This window comes from Rubrobacter calidifluminis (assembly GCF_028617075.1).
Lineage (GTDB): Bacteria > Actinomycetota > Rubrobacteria > Rubrobacterales > Rubrobacteraceae > Rubrobacter_E > Rubrobacter_E calidifluminis.
Window position 1 is genome coordinate 26,995 of sequence record NZ_JAQKGV010000006.1, and the last position, 19,980, is coordinate 46,974.

General features: G+C 65.1%; 28 protein-coding genes. All 28 read left to right on the forward strand.

What is annotated here, in order from left to right; all coding sequences use genetic code 11:
* Positions 1-40 precede the first annotated feature (40 nt).
* A complete protein-coding gene (locus tag PJB24_RS06315) occupies positions 41-1,561 on the forward strand; it encodes a hypothetical protein (RefSeq protein ID WP_273843909.1) in 1,521 nt (506 codons plus the stop codon).
* Positions 1,539-2,150 (forward strand): hypothetical protein, encoded by a 612-nt coding sequence (locus PJB24_RS06320; protein WP_273843911.1) that lies wholly within the window; start codon positions 1,539-1,541, stop codon positions 2,148-2,150. Before PJB24_RS06315 ends, PJB24_RS06320 begins: the two co-directional genes overlap by 23 nt.
* A gap of 128 nt (positions 2,151-2,278) precedes the next feature.
* Entirely contained in the window at positions 2,279-2,479 is a 201-nt protein-coding gene (locus PJB24_RS06325) for a hypothetical protein (protein ID WP_273843914.1), read from the forward strand.
* A 50-nt stretch (positions 2,480-2,529) separates the two neighbouring features.
* Entirely contained in the window at positions 2,530-3,156 is a 627-nt protein-coding gene (locus PJB24_RS06330; protein WP_273843917.1) for a phage scaffolding protein, read from the forward strand.
* 27 nt (positions 3,157-3,183) lie between these two features.
* Entirely contained in the window at positions 3,184-3,576 is a 393-nt protein-coding gene (locus tag PJB24_RS06335; protein ID WP_273843919.1) for a hypothetical protein, read from the forward strand.
* 1 nt (position 3,577) lies between these two features.
* A complete protein-coding gene (locus PJB24_RS06340) occupies positions 3,578-4,681 on the forward strand; it encodes a hypothetical protein (protein WP_273843921.1) in 1,104 nt (367 codons plus the stop codon).
* 66 nt (positions 4,682-4,747) lie between these two features.
* The gene (locus PJB24_RS06345; RefSeq protein WP_273843923.1) at positions 4,748-4,957 is read left to right on the forward strand and encodes a hypothetical protein; all 210 of its coding nucleotides are present in this window, start codon (positions 4,748-4,750) and stop codon (positions 4,955-4,957) included.
* Complete coding sequence (locus PJB24_RS06350) at positions 4,944-5,228, forward strand: hypothetical protein (protein ID WP_273843924.1); 285 nt, start codon at positions 4,944-4,946, stop codon at positions 5,226-5,228. The genes PJB24_RS06345 and PJB24_RS06350 overlap by 14 nt, the downstream gene beginning before the upstream one ends.
* On the forward strand, positions 5,225-5,566 hold the full coding sequence (locus PJB24_RS06355) for a hypothetical protein (protein ID WP_273843927.1): 342 nt from the start codon (positions 5,225-5,227) through the stop codon (positions 5,564-5,566). Before PJB24_RS06350 ends, PJB24_RS06355 begins: the two co-directional genes overlap by 4 nt.
* A complete protein-coding gene (locus PJB24_RS06360; RefSeq protein WP_273843929.1) occupies positions 5,563-6,000 on the forward strand; it encodes a hypothetical protein in 438 nt (145 codons plus the stop codon). Before PJB24_RS06355 ends, PJB24_RS06360 begins: the two co-directional genes overlap by 4 nt.
* Entirely contained in the window at positions 5,993-6,457 is a 465-nt protein-coding gene (locus PJB24_RS06365; protein WP_273843930.1) for a hypothetical protein, read from the forward strand. The genes PJB24_RS06360 and PJB24_RS06365 overlap by 8 nt, the downstream gene beginning before the upstream one ends.
* A gap of 3 nt (positions 6,458-6,460) precedes the next feature.
* Positions 6,461-7,450 carry a phage tail tube protein gene (locus PJB24_RS06370; RefSeq protein WP_273843931.1) on the forward strand — a complete coding sequence of 330 codons (990 nt, stop codon included), beginning with the start codon at positions 6,461-6,463 and terminating at the stop codon, positions 7,448-7,450.
* A 3-nt stretch (positions 7,451-7,453) separates the two neighbouring features.
* Positions 7,454-7,861 carry a hypothetical protein gene (locus tag PJB24_RS06375; RefSeq protein WP_273843933.1) on the forward strand — a complete coding sequence of 136 codons (408 nt, stop codon included), beginning with the start codon at positions 7,454-7,456 and terminating at the stop codon, positions 7,859-7,861.
* The gene (locus tag PJB24_RS06380; protein WP_273843935.1) at positions 7,858-8,136 is read left to right on the forward strand and encodes a hypothetical protein; all 279 of its coding nucleotides are present in this window, start codon (positions 7,858-7,860) and stop codon (positions 8,134-8,136) included. Before PJB24_RS06375 ends, PJB24_RS06380 begins: the two co-directional genes overlap by 4 nt.
* Positions 8,137-10,755: a phage tail protein gene (locus PJB24_RS06385; protein WP_273843938.1), complete on the forward strand. Its 2,619-nt coding sequence runs from the start codon at positions 8,137-8,139 to the stop codon at positions 10,753-10,755.
* Entirely contained in the window at positions 10,756-11,145 is a 390-nt protein-coding gene (locus PJB24_RS06390; protein ID WP_273843940.1) for a hypothetical protein, read from the forward strand.
* Positions 11,142-12,119 (forward strand): hypothetical protein, encoded by a 978-nt coding sequence (locus tag PJB24_RS06395; RefSeq protein ID WP_273843942.1) that lies wholly within the window; start codon positions 11,142-11,144, stop codon positions 12,117-12,119. The genes PJB24_RS06390 and PJB24_RS06395 overlap by 4 nt, the downstream gene beginning before the upstream one ends.
* The gene (locus PJB24_RS06400; protein WP_273843945.1) at positions 12,116-13,141 is read left to right on the forward strand and encodes a hypothetical protein; all 1,026 of its coding nucleotides are present in this window, start codon (positions 12,116-12,118) and stop codon (positions 13,139-13,141) included. Before PJB24_RS06395 ends, PJB24_RS06400 begins: the two co-directional genes overlap by 4 nt.
* Positions 13,142-13,144: 3 nt before the next feature.
* Positions 13,145-14,467 carry a hypothetical protein gene (locus PJB24_RS06405; protein ID WP_273843947.1) on the forward strand — a complete coding sequence of 441 codons (1,323 nt, stop codon included), beginning with the start codon at positions 13,145-13,147 and terminating at the stop codon, positions 14,465-14,467.
* Entirely contained in the window at positions 14,464-15,204 is a 741-nt protein-coding gene (locus tag PJB24_RS06410; protein WP_273843948.1) for a hypothetical protein, read from the forward strand. The genes PJB24_RS06405 and PJB24_RS06410 overlap by 4 nt, the downstream gene beginning before the upstream one ends.
* 3 nt (positions 15,205-15,207) lie before the next feature.
* Positions 15,208-16,116 (forward strand): hypothetical protein, encoded by a 909-nt coding sequence (locus PJB24_RS06415; RefSeq protein WP_273843951.1) that lies wholly within the window; start codon positions 15,208-15,210, stop codon positions 16,114-16,116.
* A gap of 1 nt (position 16,117) precedes the next feature.
* Entirely contained in the window at positions 16,118-16,585 is a 468-nt protein-coding gene (locus PJB24_RS06420; RefSeq protein WP_273843953.1) for a hypothetical protein, read from the forward strand.
* 7 nt (positions 16,586-16,592) lie between these two features.
* Positions 16,593-16,904, forward strand: coding sequence for a hypothetical protein (locus PJB24_RS06425; RefSeq protein WP_273843956.1), 312 nt, complete (start codon positions 16,593-16,595; stop codon positions 16,902-16,904).
* Entirely contained in the window at positions 16,885-17,106 is a 222-nt protein-coding gene (locus tag PJB24_RS06430) for a hypothetical protein (RefSeq protein ID WP_273843958.1), read from the forward strand. The genes PJB24_RS06425 and PJB24_RS06430 overlap by 20 nt, the downstream gene beginning before the upstream one ends.
* Positions 17,075-17,548 carry a hypothetical protein gene (locus PJB24_RS06435; protein ID WP_273843960.1) on the forward strand — a complete coding sequence of 158 codons (474 nt, stop codon included), beginning with the start codon at positions 17,075-17,077 and terminating at the stop codon, positions 17,546-17,548. The genes PJB24_RS06430 and PJB24_RS06435 overlap by 32 nt, the downstream gene beginning before the upstream one ends.
* Positions 17,549-17,619: 71 nt before the next feature.
* Complete coding sequence (locus tag PJB24_RS06440; RefSeq protein WP_273843963.1) at positions 17,620-18,378, forward strand: restriction endonuclease; 759 nt, start codon at positions 17,620-17,622, stop codon at positions 18,376-18,378.
* A 90-nt stretch (positions 18,379-18,468) separates the two neighbouring features.
* Positions 18,469-19,155, forward strand: coding sequence for a C1 family peptidase (locus PJB24_RS06445; RefSeq protein WP_273843966.1), 687 nt, complete (start codon positions 18,469-18,471; stop codon positions 19,153-19,155).
* A gap of 22 nt (positions 19,156-19,177) precedes the next feature.
* Positions 19,178-19,978 (forward strand): N-acetylmuramoyl-L-alanine amidase, encoded by an 801-nt coding sequence (locus PJB24_RS06450; RefSeq protein WP_273843968.1) that lies wholly within the window; start codon positions 19,178-19,180, stop codon positions 19,976-19,978.
* Positions 19,979-19,980 lie beyond the last annotated feature (2 nt).

Here is a 19,980-nt window from a genome sequence, read left to right on the forward strand (position 1 = left end):
GGCTATCCTCGATCGCATCAGAGCAGCAGGAGCGGCGCTGATGGGGCGCACGCGCAACGCACCAGAAGCGCTCGCATCTGAGCCGTACGGCATCTCCGGCGACTACGGCCCGCGCTCCACGGACCACTACCGCGTGCTGGCCCACTACTACCGCCAGAGCCGCCTCTACGAGTCACTGGCGTACGCCATCCGCCGCGACACCGCAGGCAGGCAGTATTCTGCGCTGAAGAACCTGCGCAACCCAGCCGAGCGCGCCGTGGAGTTCCACGCGGCCCTGCTCTGGGGCGGAGACCCGGCGGATGTCGCGCTCGAGACCACGACGAAAGAGGTGGCGGACGCGATAGACCGCCTCTGGCGCTACTCCAACCTCTCTGCATCGGGGCGCATCTGGTCGCGCTGGCTCCCGCTCTACGGTGACCTGTTCCTTAAGGTCGTAAAGCCCGAAGGGCGCGACCAGGTTTACATCCAGGGCATCCGGCCCGACTACATAACGGACTTCACCAAAGACGACCGCGGTTACTTCACCTTCCTCCGGCTGGATATCCCATCCGAGCGCCGGCTCGACGACGGGACGATCCGGGAATACTGCCATACTGAGATCTGGAAGAAGGGACAGGACGGGCAGGACGGACAGTTCCTCTACTACGAGCACGACGGCTCCTCGCGCACCCCGATCGCGAGCCTGCCCGACCCCGCCGGCGGGATGGTACTCTCGGCGGCGGGGGACATCGAGGATGGCGTCTCCGGCTTTGACTTCATACCCTTCGTACACGCGAAGTTCCGTGACGTCGGCGATGCCCGCGGGATCGGTGTCTACGCTCCGTACCTGGAGCAGATCGACGAGGCCAACCGGATGGCCACGCGGCTGCACGAGCTCCTCTTCCGCTACGACCGCGCACACCGGGGACTGCGCTCCGTCGGCACAGACGCCTCGGGCGCTCCGCTCCCCCCGCCCTCGTTCGACTCCGCCTCGCGGGACGCCGCCGTCTCCTACTACGCCTCCGCCGGGTACGTCGCGGACGCGAGGAGACGCCCGGACGAGGTGGAGCTCGGGGGTGAGCGCTATCTGCTTTTGCCCGCGAGCGTCGAGCCGGTGGACCTGGCGCCGCAGATCGACTACGCCTCGGGGCTCGCACTCCTGGATGCGCAGCTCAAGGAGCTCTCGCAGAACATGCCCGAGCTCGTCTACTACCAGATCGGACAGCTCATCGCCACCGCGAGCGCGCAGGCCGCCACCTCCGGTGTGGCACTCCAGACCGTGATGGCGGCCGCGCTCGACCGGATGCGCGAGGCCCGCGCCAACCTCTTCGCCGCGCTGGAGCGGGCCGACGAGATGGCGCTCACGATCGGATCCGTCTACGGAGTCGAGGGCTTCACGGGCATCGGCAGCTACGAGGCCGGAGACTTTGAGCACACGATTAGCTCCCCGGAGGGGAGCGCGTCGGAGGCGCAGGCGACTGCCACCACGCCGCAGCAGAATGCCCCGGAGGTGCCGCAGGACGCTTTCGCCCGTGCTCAGGCGATTCTGGAGAGGATGAATGGTAGCCAGCCAGCAGGCTAGCGAGCGGCAGACCGGGAGTCAGGGGGAGGCCCAGGCCGCCGCAGCCATCGCCGCAGCGCTCGCCGGGGGGACAGCAGCCGTGGGGCTTGCCGCGGTGATACTCGGTGCCATGCCGCTCGTTGGGCTCGGGCTGTTCGTCCGCAAGAACCCCGAGGAGGCGGCCGGCGTCGCGGCTTCCGTGGCGACGATCGTGCTCACCAAGCGCCGGGGCGGGACGAGCGCGGGTCGGATGGAGGACATCTACAGCGCGTACTACGCTCTTGCGGCCGCCAGAAGGCTCGCCGCAGCCGGCGACAGAGAGAAGGCCCTCGAGCTCGAGAAGCGCTACTACCAGATGCACCTTGAGGCGGCCAAAAGACGCCGGGCGGCGGACCGCATGACCACCGGTGCACGCTCCCTCTACGGCTACGTGCTGAGCTGGCATCACGGCCACCCGAAGGAGCCGCGCCCCACCCACCTTGCCGCCGACGGGAAGAACTTCGACACCCGCCTCGGCGTGCCGCGCTCCACCGGGGCGCTGCCCGGTGAGCTCCCGAACTGCACCTGCTACTGGGGCCCGCCGATACCGGGAGCGCCGCAGCTGCACTGAATGAGGAGGAGAAGATGCCGGATCCCGCAGTTATAGCCATGCCAGACCCGCATGGCGGATGCAGACACCCGCCATTGCCCCATAGGGGAGGTGGTAACTGGGTCACCAGGACCGGGGGGCACCTCCCAATGGAGATCGAATGCGTCGCCCGCGCTCTCTACTGGAACCGGGGCGGGACACGCTCGGTCTCACGCGCCGTCGAGATGGCCGTCGGGATCGTGCGCAACTGGGCGGAGGGTAAGGGCAACGTAACCCCGGCAACCAGAGCACGCGCCGCCGCAGCCATCGCCCGCTGGGAGGCGATGCGCGTCTCGGCGCGCATCCACTAGAGAATACGTCCACCATGACGGCAAAAACCGGACAAAAGGAAGGAAGAACGATGGCAGAAGCCGAAGAGAGCAGGGCCCACGAAGAGACTACGCAACCGCCCGCGGAAAGTGGCGAGAAGAAGACGGAGGAGACCCTGCCGAAGTCGCTGGTCGAGCAGCTCATAGCCGACAGAGCGAAGCGCGCCGAGTCCTCGGCCATCTCGAAGCTCGTCGAAGAGCTCGGGGTGGAGAGCGTCGACGAGATGCGCCAGATCATCAGCGACTACCGCGAGGCCGAGGCGGAGGTAAAAGACGAGCTCGACGAGTGGCAGGAGCGCCACGGCAGGCTCGAGAAGCAGTACGCCGAGACGCAGCAGAGGCTCGAAGAGCTCACCGGGCGCTACACCACGCTACTGAAGCGGCAGGCCCTCGAGCGGGCGCTCATCGAGGCCGGTGTGAAGCGCAGCCGCCTGGCGCACGCCATAAAGCACGCGGACCTCTCGGCCATCGAGCTCTCCGAAGGGGGCGAAGCGTCAGGGGCCGGCGAGGTGGCGAAGGCCGTGAAGGAGGAGGTGCCGGAATTCTTCGAGGAGACTCGCCGGGGCGGGATCCCACCGGCTCCGGGTGGCACGAACCGCTCCGGGCTCTCGCACGAAGAGAAGCTGGCCCGCTCGAACCTGGCGCGGCTTCGCTTCTGAGTAGAAGAAAGGAGACAGGAAGGAACCATGGCAACGATCACTGTAAACGCTGCGGACGTCGCCCTCGTTCGGGTCGACTCCGCGGGCGGGGCGCGCAGCTTCCCGGCTGCCGCTGCGATCGACGCGGGGCATGTCGTCTCGCTCAACGCCTCGGGACGCGCCACCGCCTCCGGGACCAACATGGAGGGCTTCGCCGTCACCTCGGCGAAGCAGGCCGGGGCGGCTATCGACGTCATCCGAAGCGGCATCGTCGACCTCGGCGACGCCCTCGCCTCGCTCGCCTTCGGCGCTGCGGTCTATGCTGCGCCCGATGGGTCGCTCGACGATTCTTCGAATGCTGGAGCGAACCCGCAGATAGGCTACGTCACTGCGTCGAACGGTGAGATCCCTTCACGCAAGCTCCTCGCGGTGGAGGTGTGAGATGGCGGATGTAGCTTACGGCTTCGTCGACCTCGAGCATCTGTTCAGCCAGCGCATCGCCCAGATCCCCAACGGCTATGCGCTCGTCTCGGACGCCATCGACGAGTCCACGCAGGAGTACTCCCGCGTCGTCGACGGCATGCTCGCCACCCTCGCCACTGACGTCACCGTGGCGAAGGAGCACTACCTCGAGCCCGTCGGCGGCACTTTGCAACCACTCGACGAGTTTGGCAACCCGCTCCCGGTGCAGGGACGCCGCGGATACGACGTGGCGTACCCGATCCAGGGCGCGGGTACAGCCTTCGGCACGAACCGCCTCACCAGGGCGTTTATGACCGTCGCGGAGGCCAACCAGCGCACCGTCGATGCGCAGAACCGCGATCGCGACTGGCTCAAGCGCCACATCCTCGCCGCGGCCCTCGCCGACGCTCCGTACAACTGGTTCGACCAGACGCTCGAGCAGATCGGCGTCCAGGGCGCAGGCAACCTGACGATCATGCCGCTCGCCAATGGGGACGGCGCATCTTACGTCGGGCGCGGCGGCCGCGTCCTCAGCGCGCACTCGCACCTGATGGCCCAGACGAACCCGATCTCCGACACGGACAACCCGTTCGGCGCGATCTGGGAGAACCTGATGGAGCACCCGGCGAACCAGGGGCATCGGGTGATCGTCTACGTCGCGGACAACCTCGCGTCGGATATCGCTTCTCTGGCTTCCTTCGTCGACCCGAGAGACGCCGACGTGCAGCTCGGGGCGAACGAGTCGCAGGTGGTGAATATCCCGGACGTCGGCTTCGGTGACGTCTACCTCGGCTACGTCCGGGCGCCGGGTCGCTCCCATATCATCAGCTGGGGCGATCTCCCCGACAACTACATGCTCGCCACCGTCGAGGGTGTCCCGTTCCTCGGCAGGCGGCAGTACCCGCTCGCCGAGCTGCAGGGACTCTTCACCGAGAACCACAGTCCGGACGGGAACATCCTCGAGACGCGCATGATCCGCTACTGCGGCTTCGGCGTCCGCAACCGCGTCGGCGCCGTGGCGTTCCTCGTCGGGCAGGCCAGCTACCAGGCCCCGGCCGACCTGAAGGCCCCGCTCGCCGTCTAGTCTTCGCAAACCCGGTGGGGGAGGACTTGCGAGCCTCCCCCACCACGACCTGGAGGTGATCCAGCCGTGCGCAGTGACATCCTCGCGAGCAGGCGGGCGCTTGCGATAAAGAAGATCGAGGCGGCTCTCGACCTTTCGCCGCCGCCTGGCATCCGGGATCCCAACCTGAAGATGCTCTACGTGCTTGAGGCCACCGCCGAGAAGCTTCAGAAGAAGCCGAACCGCGGGGCTTCGAGCGAGAAGCGGACCGGAGGGAGAAAGCGTGGCGACTCTTAGCTACAGGCGCCGCAAGAGGCTCCCGAAGAACAAGGACAACTTCGTCTTTCCCGAGAAGGCTCCCGACCCCGGCTCGTATCCGATCCCGGACATCGAGCATGCGCGCAACGCACTGGCCCGAGTTGCCCAGCACGGCAGCCCGCAGGAGCAGGCCGAGGTGAAGCGCGTCGTCTACCGGAAGTATCCGGAACTGGACCCGAAGAAGAAGCAGAAAGCGCAGGCGAAGCGGGCCGCCAGAAGACGGCTGATGCGAAACCGAAAGGGCTCATGAGCTACATGAACTTAAGTGCGTCGGATATCCGCGAGGTGATGCCGCCGGCGAGCCGGGGTGCCGACGATGCTTTGCTTCAGCAGTTTCTCGACGAGTACCAGCAGTGGCTCGACCGCGAGCTCGGAGGTCTGCCCGACTCCGACATCGTGCTGCGCGGTATCCTGCGTGACCTCACAGCAGCGCGCGCGGCGCGCAAGATAGCAACCAACCCGCAAGAGCTTGGTATGGCCGAGTCGCTCTACAAAGATGCGATGGGGCGTCTTGAGACGTATTCTTCTGCTGCCTCAGGCCACGACTACGGCTCACCCGCCGTCTTCTTCGCGGAGGCTCCCTGGTGAGCGGGGTCAACCTCACCTTCAGCGTGCGCGGAGCAGGCGATGCCGATCTTGCCGGCTCGCTCGTCCGCGCCAACGAGCGGGTTGCGCAGGCAGGTCTTGCGGCCGCCCGCGCCTCGCTCGCGCCGCACACCAGAACCGGCGAGACGATGCGCTCGCTCAACGCGCGCATCATGGGCCCGGACGGCGTCGAGTTCTACGACCGGGCGCCGCAGGCGCTCTTCCTCGAGGAGGGCACGCGCCCGCACGAGATCGTCCCGCGCCGGGCCCGCGCTCTGCGCTGGTACGGACCGGATGGCGCGCCGATCTTCGCCCGGCGCGTCTCGCATCCGGGCACTGCGGCCACGTACTGGCTCTCGCGCGCGCTCGAAGCCGAGGCGGATACGTTCGAGCGAATCTACGCCGGGGAGGTAGAGGGGGAGTGGTCGCGTGGCTGAGGCAGCTCGCATCGAGCAGATCGAGGCGGTCATAAACACGCTCATCTCGCGCAGCGAGGGCGAGCCGCTACCGGGCGCCACAGACCCCGTCGTCTATCGCGACGTGCTCGATGTGGAGGTGGAGCCGCAGCAGTATCCGGCGTCCACGCTGCTCTTCAGCTACCCATCGCAGTCGGATCTCGCGACCGGAGGTATCACGCAGAACACGTGGCGCTGGATCCAGCGCTCCTACTTCGACTTCACCGACCCCGCGACCGCGCAGCAGGAGATGAAGCGTCTCATCCCGGCGCTCCTCTCCGCGCTGCGCCACGCATCCCCAGACGATCTGCTGCTCGCCGACGGTACGCAGATAGAGCTCGTCGTGGAGGACGCCGGAGCGCCGGATCGCGCCGAAGTCGGTGAGTCGAGCGTGCTCGTGAAGAGCCTGTACATCACCGCCCAGACGGAGGAGGAGTAAGCAGTGTCAAGAGCAGATCAGATATGGATCGCGAAGCAGAGCGATCTCAGGAGTGCGGCCACTACCGCCGCGTACTCACCGCCCGTGAACAGTGTCTCGAAGGAGTTCGACCGCGAGACGCTCAATGATGCCGAGACGCTCGGGACGCGTGCGCCGGGACCGATCGAGTATGGCGGCCGGATCTACAAGCCGCAGATCGAAGCGTCCCTCAGGCCCGCCTCGGTCGGGCTCATCTTCTCGTCGTTCTTCGGGCCGCCGACGAGCACGCAGCCCGACGCGTCGGGCGCGCCGACGGTCTACCAGCATGTCTGGGATCTCGCGCAGCTGCAGAACCCAACGCCGATCACGCTGTGGACCAAAAACGCCGACACTTCGCCGGTCATACGTGACCAGTACGTAGGAGGACTGGGAAACGAGCTCGAGCTCAGCGTCGAGGCGAACGCATTCTGGAAGTACACCGCCGGATACTTCTTCCGCGATCTCGTCGCCGACCCCACCGAGCCGACACAGGCGAAGGACACCTCGAAGAAGTTCCCGTTTACGCATGTTACGGTCGAGTTCGGCCCGGCCGGCGGCTCATACTCTTCGCTTCCGGCGTCGAACTTCACGCTGACTTACAACAACAACCTCTCGGATGACGACTTCATACTTGGAAGCGAGCTGGTCGATTCGATCGCGCTCGGGGATATCGAGCCGGAGCTGAAGTTCACGGCCAGAAGCGACATCCCCGGTCACTACCGCCGGGCGCTGGCCGACGAGCCGCAGTCGATGCAGCTTCGTATCACGGCTACCGGCCCGACGATCGAGAGCACATACGCGTACTCGCTTCAGATCGAGCTTCACAGCCTCCAGACGGTGGAGGCTCCGGTCTCGATCGACGGCTCGGAGACGCTGAAAGATATCGAGGTGACCGCGCACCCGGCGCTCGACGAGACGACCGGCCGCTTCATCACGATCACTCTCACGAACACCGAAGACGGAACGGAGTACTAGAAGTTGGGTTTCTTCGTCGACCGCAAGGAGACGTTTCCCGTCACTATCCACTCGCCTTCGGGCGAGGAGGCGACCGTGGAGCTCAGGAAGCTCACCGCCGGGGACATGGCCGATCGCCAGAGCCGCATGTTTAAGGTGGACGTGAGCATAGACCAGAAGACCGGAAAGCCGCGCGAGAACACCGAGGTGGACGTCGGCGGAGCGCGGCTGTTCACGATCTACCGCTCGATCGTCTCCTGGTCGCTCGGGAGGGATGTGAGCTACGAAGCGGTGAAGGATCTCGACTCTACGGTCGCGGATCAGATCTACGACGAGATCCGCCGGCTCAACCCCGCCATCTCGCGCGAGGAGTTCGACCTCGCGCCGCAGGGCGAAGAGGAGGAGGACCCTACGGCGTCGCGGGCCCGGTGACGAGCGAGACGCGCCGCCGGGAGGAGCTCGAGCGGCAGGCAAAAGCCTGGGTCAACGGCGCCACGGAGTACTTCGAGGACTTCGAGGCGGGGGATCCCGCCTACGAGCGGCCGATGCGCTCTCTGGTGGAGTACATGGACTTCCGCCGCTTCGGCGTGCTGCCGCGCGCCGGCGGACTCAGGGATCAGTATCCCGAGACGCTAGAGGACTGGCGCATCATCTACCAGATAGAAGCAGAAAAGCAGAGAAAAGACGCCGAGAAGGAGAAACACTAGGTGGCATCGGAGCGATATCTGCGCTTCATCGTGGCCGTGAAGAGCCAGCTCGCGGAGGTGAGCCGTGAGCTCTCCGCGGTGCGGCGCGAGGCGAGGCGCACGGATGCCGAGCGCGTAGATATCCCGGTAGAGGTGAGAGGTGCGGCTCAGGCCACCGGTGAGCTCGCCGCACTCCACGAAGAGATGCGCTCCGTCTCAGGCGACGATGTCGTGATCCCGGTCGAAGTGCGCGGCGCGGCTCGAGCCGCAGGTGAGCTGGCTGCGCTCAAGGCCGAGACCGCAGGGCTCGGTGGGGCCGCGGCCGAAGGACGGCGTGGCATCGGACTCCTCGGCATCGCGATCGCCGGTCTCATCGCCATACTCTCCCCGCTCGCCGCCGGCGGCGTCGTGGTCGGTGCGGCAGGGGCGGGCGTGATCGGCGGCTTCGGGCTCATGGCGCTTGCCGCGATGGCGCTCGCGAAAGAGATGAAGAAGAACACGGAGGCGGCGCGCATTTTCGGATCGAGCCTCGAGCGACTTCAGAACACCTTCGCGCGCGCATTCTCGACCTCCGGCGCGACCCGAAACCTCGCGCTTCTCGCCGCAGACGTCTTCGACCTCGCCCGGCGCGCCATACCCGCGCTCGCCGATGCCGCAGCGAGAACCGGAGCGGCGCTGCGCTCGATGTTCGCGCGGCTCTCGCGGGAGCTCACCGCACCGGCTCAGCTCAGGAGCTACCGCGAGATACTCGGCGCGCTACCATCTCTCACCGCGCAGGCAGCCTCGGCTTTAGGCCGCTTCGCCGGCGCGCTTGCCAACGTCTTCGCGATCTCGATGCCGCTCGCGCGGCGCTTCGTCTCCTACCTCGACGAACTCGCGCTGCGCTTCCTGCGCTTCACACAGTCGGCGCGCGGCAGAAACGAGATCCGCAACTGGCTCGAGCAGGCTGTGCCGGCGGCCCGTGGTCTCGCCGCAGCGATAGCCGGCCTCGCCCGCGGGCTGGCGCAGCTCGGCGGTGGTGCAGCCGCCACGTTCGTCGAGCAGCTCGGCATAGCTCTCGGAAATCTAGGAACCGCGCTGCCTTCGCTCTCGCCGCTGCTGCGCGCTATCAATCTGCTACTGCGCACGTTCAACGCCATGCCGGCGCCGGTCCGAAACGTGATCGTGCAGATCATCGCGCTCAACCTCGCGCTCAGAGCGCTCGGGCTCGGCGGCACGCTCACAGCTGTACGCGCGCTCCTTCGACTTCGCGCGAGCGCTGCTGCGGCGGGTGGCGTGATGGCGCTTTTGCGTTTGCGTATCGCTCCACTCGCCGGAGCCTTCATGCGCGTGGCTGGGCCCGCGGGTCGCTTCGCCCTCGTCCTCTTCCGGCTCATCAGGACCGGGACGCTTTTGCGCGTGGCTATGTCTCTCGCCGCAGCCGCCATCGGGCTCGTCTCCGCGCCGGTTGCGATCGCGATCGGGGCGATCGCCGGCTTGGTGGCGGTCGGCTACCTCGTCTACAGAAACTGGAGCCGGATCGGCCCGATGCTCACCCGGATCTGGCGGAACATACGCGCCCGGGCCGTCGCGATCTTCGGCGGAATCAGGGCTTTCTTCGGCCGCGTTTGGGCCGGGGTGCGGGCCGTGACTGCTGCGGCCTGGCGCGTGATCCGCGTCGTGCTCATCACCGCACTCGGGCTGATCATACTCGCGATCAGATCCCGCCTCGGTCGCTCACGTCAGATAGTCGCGGCTACCTGGTCCGCTATTCGCGCCGTGACATCGCGTGCTTGGTCTGCCATCCACGCTGTGCTCGCGCGGATTCTCGGCACGTTCGGCCCGATCGCCCGTCGGGCTCTCGCCGCAGTTCGTGCCGTGGTCGTCGCCGGATGGAACTTCATCCGCTCGAGGACAATCGCCGTCTGGAACGCTATCCACGCGGTGATGGTCGCCGTCTGGTCGCGGATTCGCGCGGTCATCTTCGCGGGGGTGGCGGTGGCATCGCGCTTCGTCGCGGCCGGATGGGCCAGGGTTCACGCTATCACGGCGGCCGCCTTCGGAGCCGTGAGCAGGGTAGTGGCGGCGGCGATGGGGCGGCTTCGGGCGGTGGTCGCCGCCGGGATCTCAGCCGTGGTACGCTTCTTCGCATCTCTGTCCTCGCGCGTGGTCGGCGTGCTCTCAGGTCTCGCCTCGCGGCTCTACGCACTCGGGCGTGCCGCGGTCGCCGGTCTGATCCGCGGCATCCTCTCGATGGCCGGCGCGGTCGGATCTGCGGTCGGCAACCTGCTGCGCCGGGCGTACGAGGCCGGGCGGCGTGCGATTCAGGCTCACTCGCCGTCCCGCCTCTTCATGCAGCTCGGCGACTACACCGGTCTCGGATATATCGCCGGCGTGAGACGGCAGATCTCTGAGGTGAGACGCGCCTCGCGGGAGCTGGCGCTCGCGATGGTGCCGGATACGCCGGCTGTGCGCGTGCCGCAGCTCGCCGGGGTGAGAGGAGCGCGCGCACGTGGCGACTCCGGTGTGCTCACCACGCGCGTCGAGTCGGTGAGCCGGATCGTGGTCGAGTTCCGCGGGCCCGGCGCCGAGCGTTTCGATGCTGACCAAATGGCGAGCCTGCTCGCAGACAGGCTGCGCGCGAGAAGGAGGCGCGGCTAGATGGCCACACCGGAACTTCGTCGAGCCTCGGACGGATATCTCATCTCGGACCGCTGCGTCTCCTGGGAGAGATGGCAGTCCTCGTACCGCAAGGCGAGCGTGGATCTGCTCTCGGGCGATACACACATCGAGACCGTCGGCGGCAGAAGCTACCGCGGCACCGCCACGTTTCGCTTCGACTCCACCACGCCTACCTCCTCGCTCGCGAACCAGGATATCCTCGATGACTGCGCCTACTCGGTGACGCTCCTCACCTTCCGCGATCTCCGCGGCGATACGTACGAGGTGGAGATCGAGGGCGCACTCGAGATCACGCCGGTCGAGAACAGCCGGGTGCGGGAGGTAAACCTTGTGAAGTTGACGTTCGTGCGGGGACGGAAGATCGGATGAAGCCGCTCTCCAGCGCGCTCCTGAAGAAGATCGACGACCTCAGGAAGACCTGGGGCAACGACGCCGCGCCGGCTTGGGTGCTCGAACTCTACCGGGATCGCGAGAAGATGCTCGGGATCGTAGACGCGGCGCGCATCACCGGTGGTGGCGTCGAATCGAATATAGACGTGAACCCGACCGTGGCCCAGGATTCGGACGGACACTACGAAGTGCTCTTCGAGCGTGGCGGCCAGATCTACCGCATGGCGTCTTCCGCCACGAACGACCCCGAGATCACGTGGAATGCCCCGGCCGCACTCTTCGCCGGGCTGAATCCGGATATCGATTACGACGGCTCGTTCTCCACCACGGGCGACTTCACCAGTGCCGATCTTCTCTGCGTCTACGAGAACCCGGCCGGCACGCTCCTCTTCCGGCGCAGAACCGGCTCTACATGGTCCGCGCCGGTCACGATAGGCTCGGGTAGTGCTGCGTCCATCGTGCGGGCGTGGGCGGATCCGCCGGAGGTCGGGACGAACGACGACGGCATAGTCGTCGTCTACACTCGCTCCGGCCAGCTCTGCTACCGGCAGTCGTTCGATGGCGGCTCGAGCTGGAGCACGGAGGTGGCGCTCGATCTCCCGCCGGGCGGCACGAAGCGAGATCCGCATGTCTTCCGGCTCGCCGACTACACGCTCGGCGTCGTCTACGCATACGACAACGGGATCACGAGCGATATCTACATGCTGAAAACCACCCGCCACTACGTCTACATCGCATCTCCCGACGAGACCGTGCCGGCTGGCGTCTCGAACTTCCGTCAGTTCGAGTTCGTGCTGTTCGAGCTCTCCGCGCAGGATGAGACCGTGCCGGCGTCCGTCGGTGCGTTCCGGCAGGCAGAGTTTCCGGATGCTCCGCAGGGCGCACCCGGCGAGACGGTCCAGGTCAGCGTCGGCGGGTTCCGCCAGGTCGAGTATACGGGAGTGAATCCATGAAAAACTACGAGATATGGACTCCGCCGCGCGCGTCAGTGAGGCTCCACAACCACTTCCACGTCGAGCTGATAGACGCGAAAAGCCGTGCGGTCGTTCGCGAGGCAGAGGCGTACAACGTGGTCACGAACGAGGGACGCAAGGCGCTCGCCGGGAACGGCACTCTATCCTCATCGGCGATGAACTTCATGGGCGGCTGCGTGGTCGGGTCTGGCACGAGCACGCCGGCTCCAACGGATACGACGCTCGCGCAGCAGCGCTCATACGCCGAGACGGCCACGAGTGCGCAGGTCGAGAGCTATACGCAGTACATGGCCGACGAGGCGAATCAGGTGTGGTGGATGCGGCGGAAATACCAGTTCTCCGAGACCGTCGCAAACTACACGCTCGGAGAGGTCGGACTCTATAACGCCTACAACCCAAACGGCCAGAGCGCCAACAACCCCAGCCCGTATACCGTCTATACCCGCGCGCTCTTCCGCGACGCGAACGGCAACCCGATCACGGTCACGAAAACGGGGAGCCAGATCATGACGATCACCGCGACCGTATACCTCACACGCGGCACCGCGGATACGAACATGGTGCTGCTCGACAAGTGGTTCACCAACCAGGTCAAGGGTACGTCGAACCAGTATGTGGGTGTCCGTCTTGGGAATGGCACCGCCACCCCAAGCCGCTCGGACACCACGCTCTCCGGCACCGAGGTGGCGGCGAAGTACGGTAGCTACGGCGCGAGTTTCACGATCAACCGGCAGTGGTGGGACGGAACGGCGTGGACCACTACGCGCCCGACCGGCAAAGACTACGTCACGAGCTACTCGGTGGACTGGGACCTCGCGGAGTGCAACGTGACGTTCTCCGAGCTGTTCTGGTATCAGATGGGTGGCTACGGCAGCTCTAATGCGACGACCGATAATGTGCTTCTTCACATGGTCTTCCCGTGTGGCAACGTGACGCAGAGCAGTTACACCAAGACCAACCAGGTGAAGCTCAGGCAGTACTTCGAGCTGGTGTGGGGCTGAGTCGTGGCGCTCGAGATCGACCCGGCGTACCCGGTGCGCGTCACCGCGGGAGGGCAGAACTTCCACCCGGCCGCGGTCGAAACGAGTCGTGGTCTGCTCGCTCTCGTCTATCAGCGCGACGGCGAGGTGTGGCGCACGTACTCACTCGACCGCGGCGCATCTTGGGCTGCGCCCGAGCAGCTCGTCTCATCACCTCCCGCCGCATCCGACGATGCGGCCCCGGTCGTCCGCTACAACCACCGCGGCGGCTTCACACTCGTCTTCAGCCGCGGCGACGCAGCCGACCGGGACGTCTACTTCGAGGAGATAAACGAGGTCGTGGCGGTCTCCGGTGATCTCGTCTCGGCGCGTATCTCCCGCTCGACGGACGCATCGTCGAAGGGCGCGGATATCGTGATCGCTAATCCGAGACGGCGTTACGATCCGGAAGTGGCGCACACGCGCTGGAGCGGCGTGTTCTTCCCCGGGACCAGGTTCGTGCTGAAGGCCGGCTACGGCGGCGAAGTCACGACCCGCTTCGCTGGCTACATGGACGAGGTGGAGATAGACGATGAGGCCGCCACAATCAGCATCACCGGCCGCGGCGTCTTTCGCCAGCTGCTCGACCAGTCTGTGGGGCGGGATCTCTACTACGCGAACGCGAAGGCGACGAAGGTGGTGGCCGATCTCGCGATCGAGGCCGGGATCGACGCCGATCTCATACAGATCCAGGACTCCACCGTCACCTACTCGGCCGAGGTGGACCGGGAGCGTACGTACATGGACGTCATCTCGGAGATCCGGGACCTGCTCGGCTACGAGCTCATCGAGACGGATGAGGGCGGCATGATCTTCCGCGCCCCGCCGGTGGTTGGCGGCGCGAGCTGGTTCTACGAGGAAGATGTGAACATGTTCAGCCGCACGCGCTCGTTCTCCGATGAGGACGTATACACGCGCGTGCGCGTCTACCGCAGAGACCAGAAGAAGAGCGATGGCACGGTGGCGCGGGCGGGCTTCACGGTGGAGCGCATCGTCGACACGCCGTTTCTCACGCCGGCCAGCAAGATCTACTGGAAGGAGGTCGACGAGTCAGTCTCGGAAGCTCAGGCCAGCGTGATGGCAGATCAGATAGCGCGCGCCATCTCGCTGGACGGCAACACCATCCAGATCGCCGCGCCGCTGAACGTCGCACTAGAGGTGGGGGACGTCATAAACGTGCGGCGCCGCTCGATCGCCCAGAGCGGCGTCTACATCGTCGAGGAGCTCGATGACGACATGGCGCTTCCCGACGACGGCACCGACTCGCCGGCGTTCGCATCGACTATCACCGCGAGGAGGGCAGGATGAGACGAGATCTCGGTCGCGAGATAGACCGCTACGGGCAGTTCTCTGCGAAGAAGGTTTCGCGCAGCATCGTCCGGCTCGCGGCCGGGGAGGTGAAAGAGCTCGGGAAGGATCCGCAGGCGCGATACGCGCAGGAGAGCGTCACGGCTCCAGCTCAGAACGCATACCGGGCGCTCTCGAACTCGCCGCTCGTGGCTGGCTCGCTCTCGCTCGTGCGCACCTCGGACGGACTGCAGTACACGAGCGGCACTGACTTCGCCGAGGACGCGTCGGGCGGTCGCTTCCAGAATCTCGCGATCCCGAGCGGCACGGCGCTCACCGCCACCTACTTCTACTACCAGTCCAGCGCAGGCGGCGCGATGAGCGATGCCGCCATCCTCGCCGCCATCGAGCGCGTGGACGGGAGCGGATCGGGTCTCGACGCCGACCTGCTCGACGGCCAGCATGCGAGCTCGTTCAAGCCTGCGTCGTACGTGCCGAGCTGGGCGGAGATCTCGCAGAAACCTGCCACCTTCCCCCCCGCACCGCACAAAAGCACGCATGCGGCCGGCGGATCCGATGCGCTCGCCCCAGCCGATATCGGCGCTGCGGCTCTCGATGGGAACGGCCATGTGCCGGCCACGCAGCTCGGCAGCGGAACGGCGGACTCCACGACGTATCTGCGTGGCGACGGCACCTGGGCAAAGCCGCAGGGCGGAGCCGCAACATCTTTCGCCGCGCTCTTGAAGGGAGGAATCTGACATATGTCGTATACGAGCGGAACGCTCTCGTCTTCTACGTCCACACCGGGTGCGGATCTACTCTCCCAGCTCGAGTCCATGCTCACATCACATGCGAACTGGGACTACGTGCAGGACGTGACGATCTCTGGCTCCACCTACCGGGTATGGAAGAATCGCGGGAGCGGCACGGGAGCCAACTCTTTCGGCCAGGACTTCTACGTCCACTTCCGCGTCGACTCCTCGCAGAACCTGAACGTATCCGCCTCGGAGGGATTCGTCACAGCGAGCGGAAATGCGATCCGACCTGTGGCCGGCAGAAGCTACGGGCAGGTGCTGAACGCGAACGGCTCATTCGGCGATGAGACGAGCGGCGTCGCGCTGAACTCGAGTAGCGTGCCGTATGCGTACGTGCAGGCGGCATCCTCTGCGCCGTATTACATCAGCGTGACGGCGAACCGGATCTGCCTCGCCGCCGGATCCGGCTCGGCGTTCTATGTCGGCCTCTTCGACTCTCTGCTCCCGAACGAACCGTTCCCCCTGTGCATCAGCGGAACGAGCAGCCTGGGGACCTTCTACTACACGGCGGATGGCGGCACATCCCGGCAGCCCGGAAAGTCTGCCGGAAACACCGACGCATACAATTTCTGCCATAAGCTTTCCGCGTGGACAGTGACTTCCGGAGATACGCAGACAATAGACATCGCCATCGGCGCTCCGCTGGCGAGCCGCGTTCTGCTTGCGCCGACCCAGCAGAACCCGACCACGTACGGTACCGCTCGGGGGCTTCTCTACGACTGCTTCTACCTGCCCAACGGCGCCAACGCGACCCGAAACGGCGACACGATGACGGTCGGGAGCGATGTGTACGCGAAGATGATGTTCGGCACATCGAACCTGCCAGCCGGCGTCTGGGTGAACACGGCGGTGTAGCATGGCGGACTACGGCACGGCTGTTCTCCCGGCGCGTCGGAATCCCATCATCCCGGCTCTCCCGGTCGGCTACACCACGTACCAGTTCGGCTCTGCGGTCCTTCCGGCCGGCGGGGGCGCGAGCCCGGCACCAGGCTCCACGGATACGCGCGCGCCGGGTGACTATCTGGCGCGATTCTTCGGTGGCATCGCGCCGACAGCGAGGACCGCGGTCTATCAGGCGAAGCAGAACGTGCGCGGCGTGATCCGGCACATCCGCTTCGTGAATCCGAACCAGGCTGCGGCGACCGTCTCGGTCTGGGTCGGTGGTGTCCTCCTCGAAAACGCACTCAGCGTCCCGGCCGGCGGGAAGGCATCCCAGGACGTCTCGGAGTGGCTCGTAGGTGGCGGGGAGACGATAGACCTTCGCGCCAGCGCGAGCGGTATCTACGCCGCCATCTACGGCGTGGAGGAGGTGCTCCCGGCATGAAAGCGTCATGACGCCGCCACAGAGCCTGGTAGAGCAGATCCTGGATCGCGGCGGGGTCGTCGTTCTCCTCCTGCTCATCCTCTGGGCGCTCACCTACGCGAGAGTGCTCATCCCCGCGACCTTCTACGAGCTCGAGCGCAAGCGCAACGACGCGCTCGATTCCGAGAACGAGAAGCTCCAGCAGCTCGTGCTCAAGCTCACCGAGGAGAACGCCGGCATGAAGAGCGAGATCGCTTCGCTGCGCGAGCAGGTCGAGGCCATGAAAAAGGAGATCCACGATCTCCGGAAAGAGCTGGCTGATGCCAAGAAGAAAACTTAGCTGGCTTTTCTCATGGGCCTATCCGCCGCGTGCGCGGCGCGAGGTAGAGGAGCGCCTGGAGAAGCAGCTACGCGAGATAGAAAGGCGGCGGCAGGTGAGGGTGCGGATGAGGAAAGCGCTCACGGAGGAAGATTTCCTGCGCGCGATGAACATACTCGAGGAGGAGCGGCATGCAGCGGATCGCAGAGAAGATAGCCGCTAGGCTCCCGCTTCTCTTCGTCGTCGTCCCGATCGCCGTCGGGGTGGTGGTGTTCTTCATCGACGAGACGCGCTATCTGGAGGTCTCACGCATCGTGGTCTATGTGCTCTTCGCCATCGCTGCCACGGTGCTGGCGATCGGGCATTTCCGGTTGCTCGGTCGCTCAGAGGACGGCAAGGCAAGCGTCTGGCTCATCGCATTCGCGTACTCGAAGATGTTCCTCGCGGCGGCGCTCTGGGCCGTGGCGCTGCTGGTGACGCTCTCTGTCAGCGTCGGGCCCATCCGGGCGCACGAGCTTCTCGTCGCACACATCCTCTACGCCTTCGTCGCGGCGGCGATGGCGGGGACGGTGCTCTCTGCCTCCGTCTTCGCCATAGGCTACCGACTCGGCCGCCTGAATCACCGCATCTGGCCGTATCCATGGAGGCGGGATGGGCGGGACTAAAGATTTTCTGCGTATGAACGATATAAGTAAAAGCCGCAGCAGTTCAGCAGGAAAGGCGAGGTTGACGAGATTTGGGTATTCTGATCTCCCTTTTTATAAGGATGATGTTGCTCCCGTTGTTTATTGGTCTATGGCTCTTGAGAGTTCTTCTGCATACCGGGGTTCATTTTGCTTTCTCCCTGAAGAAAGGTTCTCGCCTGTCGAGGCGCAGGAGAAAAACGGGAGACGGTTCGACAGCGAAGGTATTGCTAGCTGTCATCGTAGGGCTTGGTCTTTTCGGATACAACGTATGGCTTGGGCTGTTTTACAGCTTCCTGCTTGCAGGGTATCTGATCCTCAAGAGCAGGCCTCCCAGGACACCAGAAGCCCGTGAGCTGCTCGGGATGCTGGAGCAGGTACCGAACATGAACGGTGAAGCGTTCGAGGACTACGTAGCGCTCATCTTTAGAACACTCGGTTACCCGCGCGTGCTGGGGCTCGGCGGCTCCGGGGATCAGGGTGTGGATATCATCATCGAGGACAACACCGGGCACCGCGTAGCCATCCAGTGCAAGAACTACAAAAGAGCTGTTGGCAACAAGCCCGTCCAGGAAGTCTACGCTGGCATGCGTCACCATGAGTGTGATGAAGGGTGGGTCGTAGCCCCACAGGGATTTACAGCTGGAGCGTACGAGATAGCTTCCTCCACGGGCGTGAAGCTCTTTGACCGCAGGTCGATTCTCGCCTGGATTAGGATGATAGATGAACGCGAGCGAAAGGAGCAACAGGAGAAAGAAGGCGAGCAGAGAACAGCCAGCGCGGGTCATCCATTCGAGACCGGGAAATCCTGACTTGCGCTGAGCCAGCCATATAGCTTCCCGAAGCCCCCCACAAGGGGGCTTTTCTTTTGGGACTTCGGCAGCGGATCAGAAAGGAGCCAAATGGCTGCATTCGCAGGTAAACTGGGCCGGATCGTTGGTCCCGAGGACCAACGAGATTACCGGCTCCAGGAATTCATGGCCTACGGCGAGGCCACGAGCAAGCTCGAGGGCGACGTGGGTTGGGGCTATAGAGGTTTCCCCGTACTGGATCAGGAGCGTGAGGGAGCATGCACGATGTTCTCCACGTGCAACGCAGCCAACGCCCTGCCACACAAGAAAAATCTCACCTCGCAGGATGCCTTCGACGGCTATCACGCTGTTACGGAGTGGGATGAGATCCCCGGCTCCTGGAAGAGCAACCCCCCGCAGGAGGGAGCCATCCCGAGAGACGCCTGCAAGGAAGCCAAAAAGCGCGGCTGGATCAACACCTACGCCTTCGAGTACGACGTGAACGCGATTCTGGCGTGGCTCTTGGGCCACGGTCCAATCATCCTCGCGCTCGACTGGTACTCGGGCTATGACAATCCCGGCCCCGACGACACCATAGAGCGCTCGGGCTACGTGCGCGGCGGTCACGCCATCTGCGTGATCAGAGCTCAGGTGGGTGTAGGCCCCGTGGACCGCGTACGCCTCAAGAACTCGTGGGGCGGGATGTGGGGCAAGAACGATTATGCCTGGATGCCGGTGTCGCTCCTGTCGTGGGTCATGAAGAACCCCAACAGCACGGCGATCGCCATCGTGGACTGACCGGCCGGAAAGGAGAAATAGGGTGAAGTACGAAGCAGATTGTCTGAGCAGCGGCCGCCCGCCCCAGGAGGAGACGAAGATGGCGGGCAAGCAGGTGCGAGCACAGGCCTCCTGGAAAGCAGACTACCCCGGTGCCGTCGTCTACGACATACCGTCTTCAGCCTGGACGTATGCCAATCGCCCGCACGATCTGGCCATCACCTACGTCGTGATCCACTACACCCAGGGAGAGAGCTTCCACCCGATCTCGTTCGGCCCCGGCGGCCTCGCGCACTACGGCGTGGGAGACGACGGGAGCGTGGATCAGTACATCCAGGAGCGCTACATCGCCTGGCATGCGGGCAACTGGTACTACAACCAGCACTCGGTGGGGGTCGAGCATACCGGCTACGGCCGACCCCAGGACTGGACCGAGGCGAAGCTCAGAGGTAGCGCGAAGCTCGTAGCGAACATCTGCGAGCGCTACCGCATCCCGATAGACCGCTCGCACATAATCGGGCATAGCGAGGTGCCTGACGCAGATCACACGGACCCGGGCCCGAACTTCCCGTGGCTAAAGTACATGCGGCTCGTGCGAAACTATCTTGGCGGTGGTTCTCCGACCTCTCGACTCTACCGCGTGCAGTGCGGAGCTTTCGGCAACAAGCAGAACGCCGAAAAGCTCGTAGCAAAGCTGAAGTCCGCCGGCTACGACGCATACGTGATGGAAGCAGACGGCTTGTGGCGGGTGCAGACCGGGGCGTTCACCGAGAGGAAGAACGCGGAGAACATGGTCGCGAAGCTGAAGAAAGCGGGCTTCGACGCGATCGTGGTCGGGGGATGAGA